Genomic DNA, 15,416 nt, shown 5'->3' on the forward strand with positions numbered 1-15,416 from the left:
GAGGGCGACCGCCCCCGCGGCGGGCGGCCCGGCTCGCGGGCGGGGCAGGCCCCCCCCGCGCGACCCCCCCCCCCCGCCCCCCCCCCCCCCACGGGCACACTCGGGGGCGTGTACCCGTCGCCCCGTGACCCCGTCGGACCCGGCCAGGAGTCGGTCTGGAGCTACCCGCGCCCGCCGTCGGCCGAGGTGACCGGACGACGCATCGAGCTCACCCTCGGCGGTCGGGTGATCGTCCGTACCGACCGCGCCGTGCGGGTCTGCGAGACCAGCCACCCGCCGGTCTACTACGTGCCCCGCGACGACGTCGCCCCCGACGTGCTGGAGCGCGCCGCCGGCTCGTCGTGGTGCGAGTTCAAGGGGACGGCGACCTACTGGGACGTCGTCGTCGACGGCGTCCGCCACCCCGGCGCCGCCTGGTCCTACGAGTCACCCACCCCCGGCTACGAGCAGCTGCGCGGGGCGGTCGCCTTCTACCCGAGCCGGTTGGACGCCGCGACCGTCGACGGCGAGCCGGTCCGCGCCCAGGCCGGTGACTTCTACGGCGGCTGGATCACCGACGAGGTGGTCGGCCCGTTCAAGGGGGAGTCCGGCACCCGCGGCTGGTGAGCAGGGAGTTGATACCGGTACCCCCTAGGGGTACCTTTGTCGGCATGACGGGCTACGACGGCAGCAAGGACCAGGTGCTCGCCCGCCTCAAGCGGGTCGAGGGCCAGGTCCGCGGCATCGCGCGGATGGTCGAGGACGACACGTACTGCATCGACGTGCTCACCCAGGTCTCCGCCGCCACCAAGGCGCTGCAGGCGGTCGCCCTCGGCCTGCTCGACGACCACCTGGCGCACTGCGTCCGGGACGCCGTCACCGCCAGCGCCGACGACGACGGCGCGGCCGCCGACGCGAAGATCGCCGAGGCCTCCGCGGCCATCGCCCGGCTCGTCCGTTCCTGACCCCCCGCTGAAGGAGATCCACCGTGCAGACCCTCGACTTCACCGTCTCCGGCATGACCTGCCAGCACTGCGTCGCCTCGGTCACCGAGGAGGTCTCCGAGCTCGCCGGCGTCCGCGAGGTCGACGTCGACCTCGCCAGCGGCCGGCTGCACGTGGTCGGCGACGACGTCACCCCCGAGCAGGTCCAGGCGGCCGTGGCCGAGGCGGGGAGCTACTCCGCCACCCCGGCATGACCGCCGGGCCGCAGGCTGCCCCGTCCGACGAGAGCGCGCTGGACGAGGTCCGCCTCGACATCACCGGCATGACCTGCGCCAGCTGCGCCAACCGGATCGAGCGCAAGCTCAACAAGCTCGACGGGGTCCAGGCCAGCGTCAACTACGCCACCGAGGCCGCGACCGTGCGCTACGACCCCACCCGGGTCGACGCCGACCAGTTGCTGGACACCGTCTCCGCCGCCGGCTACTCCGCGACCCTGCCGGCACCGCCGGTGGCCGAGGCCGCCGAGCCGGCCACGGCTGGCACGGCCGCCGACGCCGCGACCGGCCGCGAGGACGCCCTGCGCCAGCGGCTGCTGGTCAGCGCCGCCCTCACCCTGCCGGTGCTGCTGCTGTCGATGGTCCCGGCGCTGCAGTTCGACAACTGGCAGTGGCTGGCCCTCACCCTGGCCAGCCCGGTCGCGGTGTGGGGCGCCTGGCCGTTCCACCGCGCCGCGGTGGTCAACGCACGGCACGGCGCCAGCACCATGGACACCCTCGTCTCGATCGGGATCAGCGCGGCCTACCTGTGGTCGCTGTGGGCGCTGTTCCTCGGCGACGCGGGGATGCCCGGCATGCGGATGGAGTTCACGCTCCTCCCCGAGCGCGGCGCCGGCACGCACGAGATCTACCTCGAGGTCGCCGCCGCGGTCACCGTCTTCCTGCTGGCCGGCCGGTACGCCGAGGCCCGCGCCAAGCGGCGCTCCGGGGCCGCGTTGCACGCCCTGCTCGAGCTCGGCGCCAAGGACGCCGCGGTGCTCCGGGACGGGCGCGAGGTCCGGGTGCCGATCGCGGCGCTGGCCGTCGGGATGCGGTTCGTCGTCCGGCCCGGGGAGAAGATCGCCACCGACGGCGTCGTCGTCGGCGGCAGCTCGGCGGTCGACCTGTCGATGCTGACCGGGGAGAGCGTGCCGGTGGAGGTCGCCGAGGGCGACCGGGTCACCGGCGCGACGGTCAACGTCGGCGGCCGACTGGTCGTCGAGGCCACCCGGGTCGGCGCGGAGACGACGCTGGCCCAGCTGGGCCGGCTGGTCACCCAGGCGCAGAGCGGCAAGGCCGCCGTGCAGCGGCTGGCCGACCGGGTCTCGGCGGTGTTCGTCCCCGTCGTGCTGGTCATCGCGCTGGCCACGCTGGTCACCTGGCTGCTGGTCACCGGCGACGCCACGGCCGCCTTCACCGCCGCCGTCGCCGTGCTGGTCATCGCCTGCCCGTGCGCGCTGGGGCTGGCCACCCCCACCGCACTGCTGGTCGGCACCGGGCGGGGCGCCCAGCTCGGCGTGCTGATCAAGGGCCCGGAGGTGCTGGAGAGCACCCGCCGGGTGGACACCGTGCTGCTGGACAAGACCGGCACCGTCACCACCGGGCAGATGAGCCTGGTCGAGGTCACCGGGCACCCGGAGACGCTGCGCCTGGCGGCCGCGGTGGAGGCCGGCTCCGAGCACCCGATCGCCCGGGCGATCGTCGCCGGTGCCGGCGCGCTCCCCGAGGTCGAGGGCTTCGCCAGCGAGCAGGGGATCGGCGTGCACGGCCGGGTCGAGGGCCGGGACGTCGTCGTCGGGCGGACGTCGGCGATGCCGGCCCCGGTGCCGGCCGACCTGGCCGCGGTCGTCGAGCGCGCCGAGCAGGCCGGTCAGACCGCCGTCCTGGTCGCCGTGGACGGCGCGGTCGCGGGGGTCTGCGTCGTCGCCGACACCGTCAAGCCCACCAGCGCCGCGGCGATCGCACGGCTGCGGGAGCTCGGCCTGGCGCCGGTGCTGCTGACCGGTGACAACGCCGGTGCCGCCGCGGCGGTGGCCCGCTCGGTCGGGCTCGACCCCGATCGCGGCGAGGTGGTCGCCGGGGTGCTGCCCGCGGGCAAGGTCGACGCCGTCCGGGAACTGCAGGCGCAGGGCCGGGTGGTCGCGATGGTCGGGGACGGCGTCAACGACGCGCCCGCACTGGCCCAGGCCGACCTCGGGCTGGCGATGGGCTCGGGCACCGACGTCGCGATCGAGGCCAGCGACCTGACCCTGGTGCGCGCCGACCTGGACGCCGCGGTCGACGCCATCCGGCTGTCCCGCCGCACCCTCGCGGTGATCAAGGGCAACCTGTTCTGGGCGTTCGCCTACAACGTCGCCCTGCTCCCGCTGGCCGCCCTCGGATTCCTCAACCCGCTGCTGGCCGGGCTGGCGATGGCGGCGTCCTCGGTGCTGGTGGTCACCAACAGCCTGCGGCTGCGGGCCTTCCGGTCCAGCGCACCGGCGAGCTGAGTCGCGGACGGCGAGGGCCCGGCCGGGTGCACCGGCCGGGCCCTCGCCGTCGGGTCGTCAGGCGGCGCGGGCCCGGCAGTTGAGGAGCGGGAGGACGACCTCGGCCAGCACCTCGTCGGCGTAGTCGGTGGAGACGGGCTCCCCGCTGAACAGCCAGCGCTGCAGGATCGGCGCGCTCGCGGTGGAGGCCACCGCCGAGCCGATGACGTCGGCCGGGGCCTCCCCGCGGTCACCGGCGCGGGACCAGACCGTCGTGAAGGCCTGGCGCCACAGCTCCATCGGGCCGTTCTGGAACGCCTCGCGGAGCGCCGGCTCGTGCGGCAGCGCCGACAGCAGCGACAAGGTGGCCGCGCCCACCGGCCCGTTCACCGCGCTGACCAGCCAGCGCAGCAGCACCCGTAGGTCCCCCTCGAGGGTGCCGGTGTCCGGGGCGTCGACCGGCACCCGGCTCAGCTCCGCGACCGCGTCGGCGACCAGGTCGGACTTCGTCCGCCAGCGGCGGTAGATGGTCGCCTTGCCGACGCCGGCGGCAGCCGCGACCGCGTCCATGGTCAGTCCGGCGTAACCCGACTCGGCCAGCACCTGCAGGATCGCCGACCGGATGGCCCCGTCGCGGGACGGATCCCGGGGGCGACCGCCGCGGCTGGTCCGCTCGCCGTCGGGCGGAGTCGGGTCAGGCATGCCTGAGACCGTAGCCCTGATGATCTTCCTCGCGATCTTCGGATCTCTGTGACCTGAGCCTCAACGTTCGGTCGCACACTTTGCGTTTGCGCGCGCCTACTCGGTGTCACGCTGCGCGTCGGTCATCCTGCTGCCGTGAACGGGGGAGGTGACGTGGTGCGACCGGCATGGGCGACTCCGCAGCGGGCCCGCCGCCTGCTGCTGGCCAGCACGCTGGACCACGTGCTGCCCAGCGTCGCGCGGGTCGCCAACGCCATGGGGCTCACGGTGGGCACCGCCCCCGGCCTGCTGGACGTCGTCGACCACCAGGGTGGCCGGCGGATCGACCGGCTGCTGGAGCGGCTGGCCCGCGAGCTGACCGCCGCGGAGACCGAGTCGGTCCGGGTCACCGCCGACCCGCCGGCCGACGGGGTCGCGCTGGCCACCCGGCTGCTCACCGCGCCAACGCTCGCCGTCGAGCTGGCCCGCCGCGGCATCACCGCGGAGATCGCCCTGCTCACCGATGCCGAGCTGTGGCCGGTCTACCAGCCGATCATGTCGCTGACGTCCGGTGGCATGGTCGGGCACGAGGCGCTGCTGCGCGGCCGGGTCGACGGCCGGGAGGTCGGCGGTGGCGACCTGTTCTTCCTCGCCGAGCGGGCCGGCTGGCTCTCCCGGCTGGACCGGCTGGCCCGGGAGGCCGCGATCGCCGGTGCCGCGCACTGGCTGGGCGGCGCCGACCTGTACGTGAACTCGAACCCGGCGGCGATCCACCGGCCCTCGGTCTGCCTGGCCGGCACCGAACGGGCCGTGCACGAGGCCGGCATCGACCCCCGGCAGCTCGTCTTCGAGGTGGTCGCCCCGCACGCCGTCGTCGACCGGGAGCACCTGCTCTCCGTGCTCGACCACCACCGCTCGCTGGGCTGGCGGGTCGCCCTGGACGACGTCGGCGTGGGCTGGTCCAGCCTGGAGCTGGTCTCCGTCGTCCGCCCCGACGTGGTCAAGCTCAGCAAGGCGCTGGTCTGCCGGCTGGGGGAGCCGGGACCGAATGCGATCGCCCGCGCGCTGTGCGAGCTGGCCCACCTGCAGGGCGGCGTCGTCGTCGCCGAGGGCGTGGAGCACGAGCGGATGGCCGACCAGGCCCGCGCCGTCGGCGCGGACCTCGGCCAGGGCTGGCTCTTCGGGCGCCCGGTGCGGCCGGAGCCGGAGAGCGAACCCGAGCTCGTCCTGGCGTAGGCCGGGCCCTCCCGCCCGGCGGCGGTCAGCCCGGCGTCGGGGATGGCCCGTGCTCGGCCAGGAAGCGCAGCACGAGAGCGTTCACGGCCTCGGGCTGGTCCTGGTTGGCGTTGTGGCCGGCTCCCCGGATGACCTGGTACCGGCAGCGGGGGTCCCGGGCGGCCCAGCGTGGTGCGTCACGCGCGACGGTGCCGGCGCGGTCGTGCTCGCCGACCAGCAGCAGGAGCGGGTGCTCGATGCGGTAGCCCGGCCGCGGGTCCGGTGCCCGCGTCACCGCCGCCCACACGGCGAGCAGGTCCGCCCGCGACATCTGCTGGCCGGCCTCCAGCGCGTAGCGCTGCACGGACGGGGTGACGGCCGTGGCGCGGGCGAACACCCGGCGCAGGTGCCGCTCGGGCCACCACCGGAAGGTGGTGCGCGTCGCGGCGAGCGCCCAGCGCTGCCATGCCGGCATCGGGAGGGTGAGGCAACTGGCCCCGATGACGACCAGGGTGGCGACGCGCCCTGGGTGGTCGAGGACGATCCGCTGGGCCACGTAGCCGCCCAGCGACTGGCCGACGTGGTGGACCGGGCCCCGCTCGCCGAGGTGGTCGAGCACGGCGAGCAGGTCCGCCGCCATGTCCGCGACGCTGATCGGGGACCGGCCGAGCGGACGCGAGGCGCCGTGCCCGCGCGAGTCCCACACCAGCGTCCGGTGGCCGGCTCCGGTGAGCGCCCGGACCTGTTCGTCGAACATCCGGGCGTCCATCGTCGCCCCGTGGCTGAGCACGACCAGCGGCCCCTGCTCGGGGCCGCTGAGCCAGAAGTGCACGCTCGTCCCGGCACGCGCGACGGTGCCGTGCTCCGTCAGGGGCAGCCGGTGTTCCAGCCGGTCAGGGCGGGCCACTCGTGGTCGTGGCCCAGGATGCCGTAGCGGCCGGTCGCCAGCGGGAACAGCGCCCCGGCCGAGGGGTCCATGCCCAGCCACCGCGCGGTCAGCACCCGGAGCACGTGCCCGTGGGCGACCAGGGCGACGTCGCCGCCGTCCAGCAGCGGCCGCGCCCGCTCCAGCACCCGGTCCACCCGCTCGCCCACCTGCGCCAGCGTCTCTCCCGGGGTGTCACCGGGGACCGTGCCGTCGTGCCACAGCGACCACGAGCCGCCGGTGCGTTCGCTGATCTCCGGCGTCGTCAGCCCCTCCCAGCCGCCGTAGTCGACCTCGACGAGGTCGGGCTCCAACCGGGCGTCGATGCCGCCGTCGAACAGCCCGGCGAGCTCGGCGGTGTGCCGGGCCCGGACGAGCGGGCTGACGAAGGCGTGCGTGATCTCCCGCTGCCCGAGGACCGAACGCAGCCGCCGGGCGTCGTCCTCGCCGTGCGGCAGCAACGGCAGGTCGGTCAGGCCGGTGTGCTGCCCGCTCGCGCTCCACTCGGTCTGTCCGTGCCGGACGACCACCAGTTCACCCACGGTGTTCCTTCCCCGCGGGGACCGGTACCGGCCCCGCCTCGGTTGCTGCCTCGGTCCGGCCACCGGCGGACGCCGTGCCGGCCACGGCCATGACGATCACTGCCCCCAGGATGACCAGCAGCGGTGCGCTCCAACCACCGCTCGCCTCGTGCACGGCGCCGATCACCAGCGGCCCCGTCGCCGCAACGACGTAACCGCCACCCTGCACCATCGCCGACAGCCGGCGGTTCTCGGTCAGGTCCCGCGACCGGCGCACGATCGCGATGAAGACGACGGTGATGCCGCCACCCTGGGCGATCCCGGCCAGGGAGCACCACAGCGCCCACAGCGACGGGGCGGCCAGCAGCCCGAGCGGCAGCGAGGCCCAGACGACCGTGACCGCGAGCAGCACCAGCGACGGGCGCTTCCACCAGGCCACGAGCGCGGGCACCGAGAAGGCGCCGACCACGGCGAAGACCTGGAACAGCGAGGAGCTGGCACCGGCGGCCGCGAGGGACATGCCGTTCACGTCGGCGAGCAGGGTGGGCAGCCAGGCGGTGGCCCCGTAGTAGCTGAACGCCTGACCGGCGAAGGCGAGCGTCAGGCCCCAGGCCGCCGGTTGCCGCCAGACCGAGCGGCCGGGCGCCACCGGCACCGGTGGGGGTGGCGCGGTCCCGGCCGCCTCGGCCGCGGCTGTGCGGGCGACCTGCTGGCGCAGCGCAGCGGTCCAGACGGTGGCGGCGACGACGACCAGGAGCCCCCAGGCGGCCAGCGCGGCCTGCCAGCCGACCAGGTGGGCCAGGGGGGCGGTGAGCGCGGAGGTGAGCGTTGAGCCGATGTTGAGCGCCGCGGTGTAGGCCGCGGTCACCACGTTGGTCGCGCCGGGGAAGTCCCGGCCGATCACCACCGGGACGACGATGTTGCCCACGGTGATGCCGAGCCCGATCACCACCGTGCCGGCGATCGCGGCCTCCTCGGTGCCCAGCGAGCGCAGCAGCGTGCCGGCCAGCACTCCGGCCATCGACACGACGACGGCGCGGTGCACCCCGGTCCGGGCGATCAGCAGTGAGGCGAAGGGTGCGGCGAGCCCGAAGCAGAGCACCGGGATGCTGGTCAGCAGGCCGATGGTGCCGGCCCCGACGCCGAGGTCCCGGCGGATCAGCTCGACGACGGGAGCGACGGCCACCAGCGGCCCGCGCATGTTCAGCGCGACCAGTACCACCCCGGCCAGCAGCAGTGCCGGCAGGGCCGCCGTCCCCGCCCTCCGTGTTCGTTGCACCGGCCCACTCAACTCCACCCGGCCGCTGTGCCGTGCGCCGGGGCCGAGGTCTGTGCCGCTGGACACATGGCGTGCCACCGGGAAGTAGGTGGGGCAATACCCACTTGTGCGCAACGAGACCCCGGTGGCCGATCCCGGGGCCCGAGCACCTTCCCACCGTCGACGTCCAGGAGGACAGATGACCACCGCCACCGCCCCCACGCTCACCTTCGACCTCGGTGGGGACCTCTCCGTCCACCGCCTCGGTTACGGGGCCATGCAGCTCACCGGCGACGGCGTCTGGGGCGAGCCGGCCGACCGGGCCAACGCCGTCCGCGTCGTGCAGGCCGCCGTCGAGCAGGGCGTCGACTTCATCGACACCGCCGACTCCTACGGCCCCGTGGTGAGCGAGCAGATCATCGCCGACGCGCTGCACCCCTACGCCGACGGTCTGGTCGTGGCCACCAAGGCCGGCCTGACCCGGACCGGCCCGGGCGAGTGGATCCCGGTGGGCCGCCCCGCCTACCTCAAGCAGCAGGTCGAGCTCTCGCTGCGCAACCTGAAGGTCGACCGGATCGACCTGATCCAGCTGCACCGGATCGACCCCGAGGTGCCGCTCGCCGACCAGCTCGGTGCCTTCGCCGAGCTCAAGGAGCAGGGGAAGGTCCGGCACATCGGCGTCTCCGAGGTCTCCGTCGCCGAGCTGCAGGCCGCGCGCGGGATCACCGAGATCGCCAGCGTGCAGAACCTGTACAACCTGACCAACCGGCAGAGCCAGGACGTGCTCGACTACGCCACCGCCGAGGGCATCGCCTTCATCCCGTGGTTCCCCATCGCCACCGGTGACCTGGCCAAGCCCGACAGCCCGGTGGCCGCGGTGGCGCAGGAGCTGGACGCCACCCCGTCGCAGGTCGCGCTGGCCTGGCTGCTGGCGAAGTCGCCGGTGATCCTGCCGATCCCCGGCACCAAGTCGCTGGACCACCTGGCGGAGAACCTCGGTGCGGCCCAGCTGACCCTCTCCGACGACGAGATCGCCCGCCTGGACGCGATTGCGTAGGTCGTCCTGCCGGACGACACCGCGGCCAGGAGCCGTGCCCCGGCGCCGCTGAGCCGTTGCGTGGACGGGCAGCGGGAGCTCTCCGAGCCCCGCGCTGCCCGTCCACACCGGCCCGCGGGCCGGATGATCCGTCGAGACGCTAGGCGGGGGAGTGCTCGGGGCCGGTGCCCGGCTGCAGCAGCGGACCGGTGCCGCCCTCGCCGCGGCCCAGCGCCGCCACGAACTCGCGCAGCAGGTCCCCGCCGCTGTGCGTGGCCCGCCAGCCAAGCTGGGTGCGTGCCCGGGTGGTGTCCATCGCCGGCACGCCCAGGCCGAGGTCCAGCCAACCCGGCTCGATCTGCAGCACCCGGGCGGTGAACGCCGCCTGCATCCCGGCCCGCAGCACCGCCGCCGGCGCCGGCACCCGCCGGGCGCCCAGTGCCCGGGCCAGCCCGTCGGCCTCGAAGTTCGGCGGGGCCGAGACGTTGAACGGCCCCGGCGCCCTGCGGTCCAGCACCCGGGCGATCAGGTCGGCGACGTCGTCGGCGTGCACGAACGCCAGGTGCAGCGAGCCCGGCAGCGGCAGCGGCAGCAGCTTGGCCACCGGACCGGGCAGCGCGCGGGCGGCCGGGAAGAGGAACGGCCCGAGGAAGTAGCGACCGATCTGGCTGGCCGCGTCCGGCTGCAGCACCAGCGTCGGGCGGATGGGCGAGACGACGGCCGCCGGGTGCGCGGCGTCGTGGTCGCGCAGCAGCTGCTCGACGGCGGACTTCATCCGGCTGTAGCCGGAGGACGGGATGCCGGTGGTCGGCCAGTCCTCGTCCACCGGGTGGAACTGCGGGCCGGCCGCGTAGGCGCCGATGGAGGACAGCGCCACCACGTGCGGCACCCCGGCTCGGCCGGCCGCGGTCAGCACCCGGCGGGTGCCCTCGACGTTGACCCGGTGCAGCAGGTCGGGCTGGCGGTCCGGCGTCAGCGCCCACGCGGAGTGCACCACCGCGTCGACGCCGGACAGGAACTCGTCGAGCACCGGCTCGCTGGAGCTCTCGCCGAGGTCGGCGGTGAACCAGCGCACCCCCGCGTAGGGCTCGGTCTCCGGTGGCCGGCGGCGGGCCAGGCCGCGCACCTCGCCGGCCCCGCCCTCGGCCAGGGCACGCAGCAGCGCCGTCCCGACGTTGCCCGAGGCGCCGGTGATCGCCACGGTCAGGCCCGACAGGTGTCCGCTGCTCAGCTCCGCCATGTCCGGCGGCTACCCGCGCGGGACGACGTCCACCCCTCAGCCGGCGACGTCGATGGCGGCGAGCGCCAGCCCCCGGCACGCGGCCAGCCGCTCCGCCTCCTCGGTCAGCGTGTGCCGCGCCGCCGGAGGCAGGGGCTGCCACGGCTGCACCTGCACCGTGAGCCGGCGCCCGGTGCTGCGCGGCCGCCAGACGCCGGCCACCTCCCCGTCGACCAGGACGGCGCCGGGGCGGCCGAGCACCGGCCACAGCTCCTTCGCCCGGGCGGGGTCGGGCACCAGCAGCGGCCGGTCGCGCAGCTGCAGCCACGGGTCGTAGGGGCCGAGCAGCCGCACCACCGGGGTCGGCCCCTCGGCGGCCGAGGGCAGGTCCGCGGCGAGCAGCCACCGGCGCTCCCCGTCGACGGTCACCTCGACCGCGTCGGCCGGCCACCGCTCCCGGACCGCGGCGACCGGCGCGTCCAGGTGCGCCGCGACGTGCTGCGGGGTGGCCGGGCCGTAGAGCCGCAGGTGCCCGCGGACGACGTCCAGGTGCTCGGGCACCTCGGCCGCCGGGGTCAGCCCGGGCACCGGCCGCAGCACCGGCGGTGAGGTGCCCGGGGTCAGCTCCAGGCCGGCGGGCAGCGCGGCCAGCCGGAACGGCTGCTCGTGCAGGTGAGTGGCCTGGCACGGGCGGCACCAGCGCAGGTACGGCTCGGGCAGCAACTCGGCGAGCCGGCCGGAGACCTCGCCCTTGACCATCGGGGCGGTGACCAGCCCGCGCATCGCGTCGGCGACGGTGTCCAGGGCGGTGAGCACCGGGATGCCCGCTGCCCGCAGCGGCTTCGCCGCGTCGAAGACCCGCTTGGCCGCGTCGGCCTCGGAGAAGGGGGCGGTCGCGGGAACGACGCCGGGCAGGTCGGCGCAGCGGTACAGGTGCGGGGCGCCCCGCAGCGTCCAGGCCACCACCAGGCCGGGGAGCTCCGGCGGCACGTCGACGCCGCGCACCGCCAGCGCCCAGCGGCCCGCCTCCGGGCCGGTGTCCTGCACGCCCTGGTCGAGCACCGCGGTGTCGTCGGTCGTGCCGGTGGACCGGTCCAGCTGGTGGGCCCGCACCCGGTGACCGAGCACCTGCGCCCGGGTCAACGCCGTCATGGCGCCACGGTAGGGGCAGGTACCGACGGTCAGGGGGCGAGCGCGTCCTCGAGGCTGTCCCCGCGCCGCTCGGGCAGCGCCCAGGCCGAGAGGGCGGCGAGCACGAAGGCGGCGGCGAACACCCCGAACACCAGCCCGGTGCCACCGCCGTCCAGCATGAGGGGCACCGCGAGCGGAGCCAGGATCGAGGCGATCCGGCCGAACCCGGCCGCCGCGCCCGCGCCGGTGGCGCGCAGCGCGGTCGGGTAGACCTCCGGGGTCAGCGCGTACAGCGCGCCCCACGCGCCCAGGTTGAAGAACGACAGCACCATGCCGCTGGCCAGCACCGCGGAGTCCCCACCGGCGACGGCGAACAGGCCCGCGCCCAGCGCCGAGCCGAGCAGGAACACCCCCAGGGTGGGCCGGCGGCCCCAGCGCTCGACCAGCCACGCCGCGACCGCGTAGCCGGGCAACTGGGCCAGGGTGATCACCAGGGTGTAGCCGAAGGACTTCACCAGGGAGAAGCCCGAGGCGTACAGCAGGGTGGGCAGCCAGACGAAGGCCCCGTAGTAGGCGAAGTTGATGCAGAACCAGACGCCCCACAGCGCGGCCGTCCGCCGCCGGGCGGCCGGGGCCCACAGCTGCATCGGGCGGGTCCGGGCGACCGGTGCCGACACGGTGGGGCTCGGCACCGGGTCGACCCCGGCGGCGCGCTCGAAGCGGCGCACCGCGGCCTCCGCTTCGTCGGTGCGCCCGCGGAGCTCGAGGAAGCGCACCGACTCGGGCAGGCCGCGGCGGACGACGACGGCGTACAGCGCCGGCGCCGCCCCCAGCGCGAGCGCCCAGCGCCAGCCGGCGTCGCCGCGCGGCACGACCAGGTAGCCGATCAGCGCGGCCAGCACCCAGCCGACGGCCCAGAACGCCTCGAGGGCCACCACCACCCGGCCGCGCACCCGGGCCGGGGCGAACTCGCTTACCAGGGTGGAGGCCACCGGCAGCTCGGCCCCCAGGCCCAACCCGATGACGAAGCGGAACACCAGCAGGGCACCCACCGACCAGGACAGCGCCGCGGCCCCGGTGGCCAGGCCGAACACCAGCAGGGTCAGCGCGAACACCTGCCGGCGGCCGATCCGGTCGGCCAGCAGCCCGCCGAGGGTGGCGCCCAGTGCCATGCCGAGGAAGCCGATCGAGGCGATCCAGGACAGCTGGGTGTCGGTCAGCGACCACTGGACGGCGAGCGCGGTCATCACGAAGGAGATGAGCCCGACGTCCATCGCGTCCAGCGCCCAGCCGATGCCGCTGCCCACCACCAGGCGACCGTGCTCGCGGGTCAGCGGCAGCCGGTCCAGCCGCTGCGGCCGGGTCAGCGGTGCGGGAGGGGAGGACTGCTGGGCGGCGGTCGGCTCGGCGCTCATCGGGTCCGCCTACCCGCGGCGGTGCGGGCTCTCACCCGTCGGCGCCGGTCAGTGGCTCGGGCAGCCGGTTCGGGCCGGCCTCGGCGGGCCGCGGCCGGTCCTCCGGGTGGGCGCGCACGGCCAGCAGCGCGACGTCGTCGGCGGCCGAGCCGGGCACCAGCCGCGCCAGCAGGGTGTCGCACAGCTCCTCCAGCGGCGTGCGCCCGAGATCGCGCAGCGCCTCCTGGAGGGCGGCGAGCCCGGCGTCGAGGTCGGAGCCGGGGCGTTCGACCAGGCCGTCGGTGAACAGCAGCAGCGTGCTGGCGTCGGGCAGGTCGACCTCGTGCTCGTGCCGGGGCGCGTCGGCGGTGACCCCGAGCATGATGTCCGGGCGGGTGGCCAGCAGCTGCGAGTTGCCGTCGGCGGCCAGCAGCACCGGCGGCAGGTGGCCGGCGTTGCTCCACCGCAGCCGCCGGCTGCCGGTGGTCGTGCTGTCATCGGCGCGTTCCACCCGGGCCAGCACCGCCGTGGCCAGGGTGCTCACCGCCAGCCCGGAGGCGGCGCGCTCGGTCCGGGCCAGCGTCGCCGACAGCGGCTGGTCGGCGTCGTAGGCCAGCGCGCGCAGCAGCCCGCGCAGCTGCCCCATCGCCGCCGCGGCCGAGCTGTCGTGGCCGACGACGTCGCCGATGACCAGCACGGTGGCGCCGTCGGGCTGCAGGAACGCGTCGTACCAGTCGCCGCCGACCTGGGCGCCGGAGGCGGCGGGCAGGTAGCGCACGACGACGTGCAGGTGGTCCGGCTGCGGCGGCGGGGTCAGCAGCGCCTGCTGCAGCCGGTCGGACAGCGCGCGGTCGTCGGCGGCCCGGCGGGCGACCTCGCGGAGCCGGGCCGCCTCGGCCTCGGCGGCCCGCCGCTCGGTGAGGTCGCGGAAGGAGACGACCACGCCGGTCACCCGCCCGTCCTCGACGGTGGGCACGGCGACCAGGTCGACCGGGACGGCGGTGCCGTCGCGGTGCCAGAAGACCTCGTCGGCCGCGTGCACCGGCTCCCCGGTGCGGAGCGCGCGCCACACCCCGCACTGCTCGATCGGCAGCGGCGTGCCGTCGGCGCGCCGGGAGTGGATCAGCTCGTGCTGGTTGCGGCCCAGTTGGACGGCCGCGGGGTGCCCGGTGATCCGCTCGGCGGCGGGGTTGACGAACTCCACCCGGCCGTCGGCGTCCAGCCCGTAGATGCCGTCGGCGGTGTTGTCCAGGATCTTGCGCGACAGCTCCAGCGCCCGGGACAGCTCCTGCTCCACGGCCTGCAGCCGGACCACGTCCGCGTGGTGCTGGGCGGGGGTCCGGTGTTCCGGCATGGGGTGGGGGTCTCCTCCTCTGGGCGGCGGCAGCTGACGGGCCGCCCCAGCCTGCACCACGCCGTGCGGCGCGGGGGCCGGGGCTCCCTGCTCAGCCGTGGGTGCGCACGTGCGCGGTGACCAGCTCCCCGACCCGGTCGGCGGCGAGCTCGGGCAGCCAGTGGTCGGCGTCCTCGAGCACCTCCAGCGCGTAGGGCCCGCTGACGAACTCGCCGGTCGCCTCGGTCGCGGTCCGGCCGAGGAACGCGTCCCGCGCCCCCCACACGTGCAGCGTCGGCACCCGGACCCGGCCCACCGGGTCGCGGCCGGCCAGCGGCAGCGCCCGGTACCAGTTGAGCGCGGCGGTGAGCGCCCCCGGCTCCCGCATCCGCTCGACGTAGCGGTCGACCAGCTCCTCGGGCAGCCCGCCCTGGCGCAGCATCCGCCGCAGCACGGCACCGCCCCCGGCGAGCAGCACCGCCTCCGGCGCGGCGGGCAGCTGGAACAGCCCGATGTAGGCCGAGCGCAGCGCCTGGTCGCTGTGCCCCATCGCGCGGGTCATCGCGGCCGGGTGCGGCACCGACAGCGAGGTGAGGGTGCGCACCCGCCACGGGTGCCAGGCGGCCAGCGCCCAGCCGACGACGCCGCCCCAGTCGTGGCCGACGACGTGTGCGCTGTCCAGGCCGGCGGCCTGCAGCAGCGCCAGCACGTCGTCGGCCGCCTCCCGGAGCCGGTAGGCCGAGCGGCCGACGGGCCGGGCCCCGGGGGAGTAGCCGCGCTGGTCGGGCGCCAGGGTGCGCAGCCCCGCGGAGTGCAGGGCGGGGCTCAGCCGGTCGAAGGCGCCGGCGTCCTGGGGGAAGCCGTGCAGCAGCACGACCGGCTCCCCGTCGGCCGGGCCGGCGTCCCGGACGTCGAACACGAGGTCACCGCGGCGGAAGCTGTCCATGCCCCGCTCACTGCCCGCTGCGGCCCGGGATCACGCGGGAACAGCCGATCAGGCGCCCGGTCGATCGACGTCAGCCGGCCAGTCGGGCCTTGAGCAGCGCCTTGCCCTGCTCGCCGCCCTTGCGGCTCTCCTCCTGCGCCTTGCGGAAGAACTCGGCCAGTTCGGAGTCGCCCGCGCGTTCGGCGTCCTGGGCGTAGGTCTCCATGCGCAGCGCGTTGTCCAGGCTGGCCTGGGTGAACCAGAGGAGGTTGTAGTCCTTGTCAGCGGTGCCGGTGACGTTGCCGGTCTCGGTGGTGCTCATGGCGTGGTCCTCCGTTCCGTCGGTGATGTG

Annotated in this window: 16 protein-coding genes; 6 read left to right on the forward strand and 10 right to left on the reverse strand. The window is 75.7% G+C overall.

Annotation, left to right across the window (positions count from 1 at the left end):
* The first annotated feature begins 108 nt into the window (after positions 1 to 108).
* Genes ACI79U_RS18400 through ACI79U_RS18415 form a run of 4 tightly spaced genes read left to right on the forward strand, consistent with a single transcriptional unit; the run spans position 109 to position 3,447 of the window.
* Positions 109 to 606 (forward strand): DUF427 domain-containing protein, encoded by a 498-nt coding sequence (locus ACI79U_RS18400; protein WP_457068347.1) that lies wholly within the window; start codon positions 109 to 111, stop codon positions 604 to 606.
* Between the two features lie 44 nt (positions 607 to 650).
* Positions 651 to 944, forward strand: a complete 294-nt coding sequence (locus ACI79U_RS18405; protein WP_457068345.1) for a metal-sensitive transcriptional regulator — start codon at positions 651 to 653, stop codon at positions 942 to 944.
* 23 nt (positions 945 to 967) lie between these two features.
* On the forward strand, positions 968 to 1,177 hold the full coding sequence (locus ACI79U_RS18410) for a heavy-metal-associated domain-containing protein (RefSeq protein ID WP_457068343.1): 210 nt from the start codon (positions 968 to 970) through the stop codon (positions 1,175 to 1,177).
* A complete protein-coding gene (locus ACI79U_RS18415) occupies positions 1,174 to 3,447 on the forward strand; it encodes a heavy metal translocating P-type ATPase (protein WP_457068341.1) in 2,274 nt (757 codons plus the stop codon). The genes ACI79U_RS18410 and ACI79U_RS18415 overlap by 4 nt, the downstream gene beginning before the upstream one ends.
* A 57-nt stretch (positions 3,448 to 3,504) precedes the next feature.
* Here the strand turns inward: ACI79U_RS18415 and ACI79U_RS18420 are convergent, their stop codons facing one another.
* A complete protein-coding gene (locus tag ACI79U_RS18420; RefSeq protein ID WP_457068339.1) occupies positions 3,505 to 4,128 on the reverse strand; it encodes a TetR-like C-terminal domain-containing protein in 624 nt (207 codons plus the stop codon).
* A gap of 153 nt (positions 4,129 to 4,281) precedes the next feature.
* Here ACI79U_RS18420 and ACI79U_RS18425 point away from each other — a divergent pair, with 153 nt between their 5' ends.
* Positions 4,282 to 5,343 carry an EAL domain-containing protein gene (locus ACI79U_RS18425; RefSeq protein ID WP_457068337.1) on the forward strand — a complete coding sequence of 354 codons (1,062 nt, stop codon included), beginning with the start codon at positions 4,282 to 4,284 and terminating at the stop codon, positions 5,341 to 5,343.
* Positions 5,344 to 5,368: 25 nt separating this feature from the next.
* On the opposite strand, the gene ACI79U_RS18430 is transcribed toward ACI79U_RS18425, so the two are convergent.
* From ACI79U_RS18430 to ACI79U_RS18440, 3 genes are read right to left on the reverse strand one after another with little or no spacing between them, the layout of a single operon-like run.
* Entirely contained in the window at positions 5,369 to 6,154 is a 786-nt protein-coding gene (locus ACI79U_RS18430; protein WP_457068335.1) for an alpha/beta fold hydrolase, read from the reverse strand.
* Positions 6,155 to 6,189: 35 nt separating this feature from the next.
* Positions 6,190 to 6,789 (reverse strand): histidine phosphatase family protein, encoded by a 600-nt coding sequence (locus ACI79U_RS18435; RefSeq protein ID WP_457068333.1) that lies wholly within the window; start codon positions 6,787 to 6,789, stop codon positions 6,190 to 6,192.
* The gene (locus ACI79U_RS18440; RefSeq protein ID WP_457068331.1) at positions 6,782 to 8,047 is read right to left on the reverse strand and encodes an MFS transporter; all 1,266 of its coding nucleotides are present in this window, start codon (positions 8,045 to 8,047) and stop codon (positions 6,782 to 6,784) included. Before ACI79U_RS18440 ends, ACI79U_RS18435 begins: the two co-directional genes overlap by 8 nt.
* A gap of 178 nt (positions 8,048 to 8,225) precedes the next feature.
* On the opposite strand from ACI79U_RS18440, the gene ACI79U_RS18445 reads away from it, so the two are divergent.
* Positions 8,226 to 9,083 carry an aldo/keto reductase gene (locus ACI79U_RS18445; protein ID WP_457068329.1) on the forward strand — a complete coding sequence of 286 codons (858 nt, stop codon included), beginning with the start codon at positions 8,226 to 8,228 and terminating at the stop codon, positions 9,081 to 9,083.
* Positions 9,084 to 9,222: 139 nt separating this feature from the next.
* On the opposite strand, the gene ACI79U_RS18450 is transcribed toward ACI79U_RS18445, so the two are convergent.
* The 6 genes from ACI79U_RS18450 to ACI79U_RS18475 form a co-directional block, all read right to left on the reverse strand.
* Complete coding sequence (locus ACI79U_RS18450) at positions 9,223 to 10,302, reverse strand: NAD-dependent epimerase/dehydratase family protein (protein WP_457068327.1); 1,080 nt, start codon at positions 10,300 to 10,302, stop codon at positions 9,223 to 9,225.
* Positions 10,303 to 10,338: 36 nt separating this feature from the next.
* Complete coding sequence (locus ACI79U_RS18455) at positions 10,339 to 11,433, reverse strand: winged helix DNA-binding domain-containing protein (protein ID WP_457068325.1); 1,095 nt, start codon at positions 11,431 to 11,433, stop codon at positions 10,339 to 10,341.
* Positions 11,434 to 11,462: 29 nt separating this feature from the next.
* Positions 11,463 to 12,827 carry an MFS transporter gene (locus ACI79U_RS18460; RefSeq protein ID WP_457068323.1) on the reverse strand — a complete coding sequence of 455 codons (1,365 nt, stop codon included), beginning with the start codon at positions 12,825 to 12,827 and terminating at the stop codon, positions 11,463 to 11,465.
* 31 nt (positions 12,828 to 12,858) lie between these two features.
* The gene (locus ACI79U_RS18465; protein WP_457068320.1) at positions 12,859 to 14,160 is read right to left on the reverse strand and encodes a PP2C family protein-serine/threonine phosphatase; all 1,302 of its coding nucleotides are present in this window, start codon (positions 14,158 to 14,160) and stop codon (positions 12,859 to 12,861) included.
* Positions 14,161 to 14,251: 91 nt separating this feature from the next.
* On the reverse strand, positions 14,252 to 15,085 hold the full coding sequence (locus ACI79U_RS18470; protein WP_457068318.1) for an alpha/beta fold hydrolase: 834 nt from the start codon (positions 15,083 to 15,085) through the stop codon (positions 14,252 to 14,254).
* A gap of 70 nt (positions 15,086 to 15,155) precedes the next feature.
* Positions 15,156 to 15,386 (reverse strand): hypothetical protein, encoded by a 231-nt coding sequence (locus ACI79U_RS18475; RefSeq protein ID WP_457068315.1) that lies wholly within the window; start codon positions 15,384 to 15,386, stop codon positions 15,156 to 15,158.
* Positions 15,387 to 15,416: the final 30 nt, after the last annotated feature.

It is taken from the genome of Modestobacter sp. SYSU DS0904, from assembly GCF_054051115.1.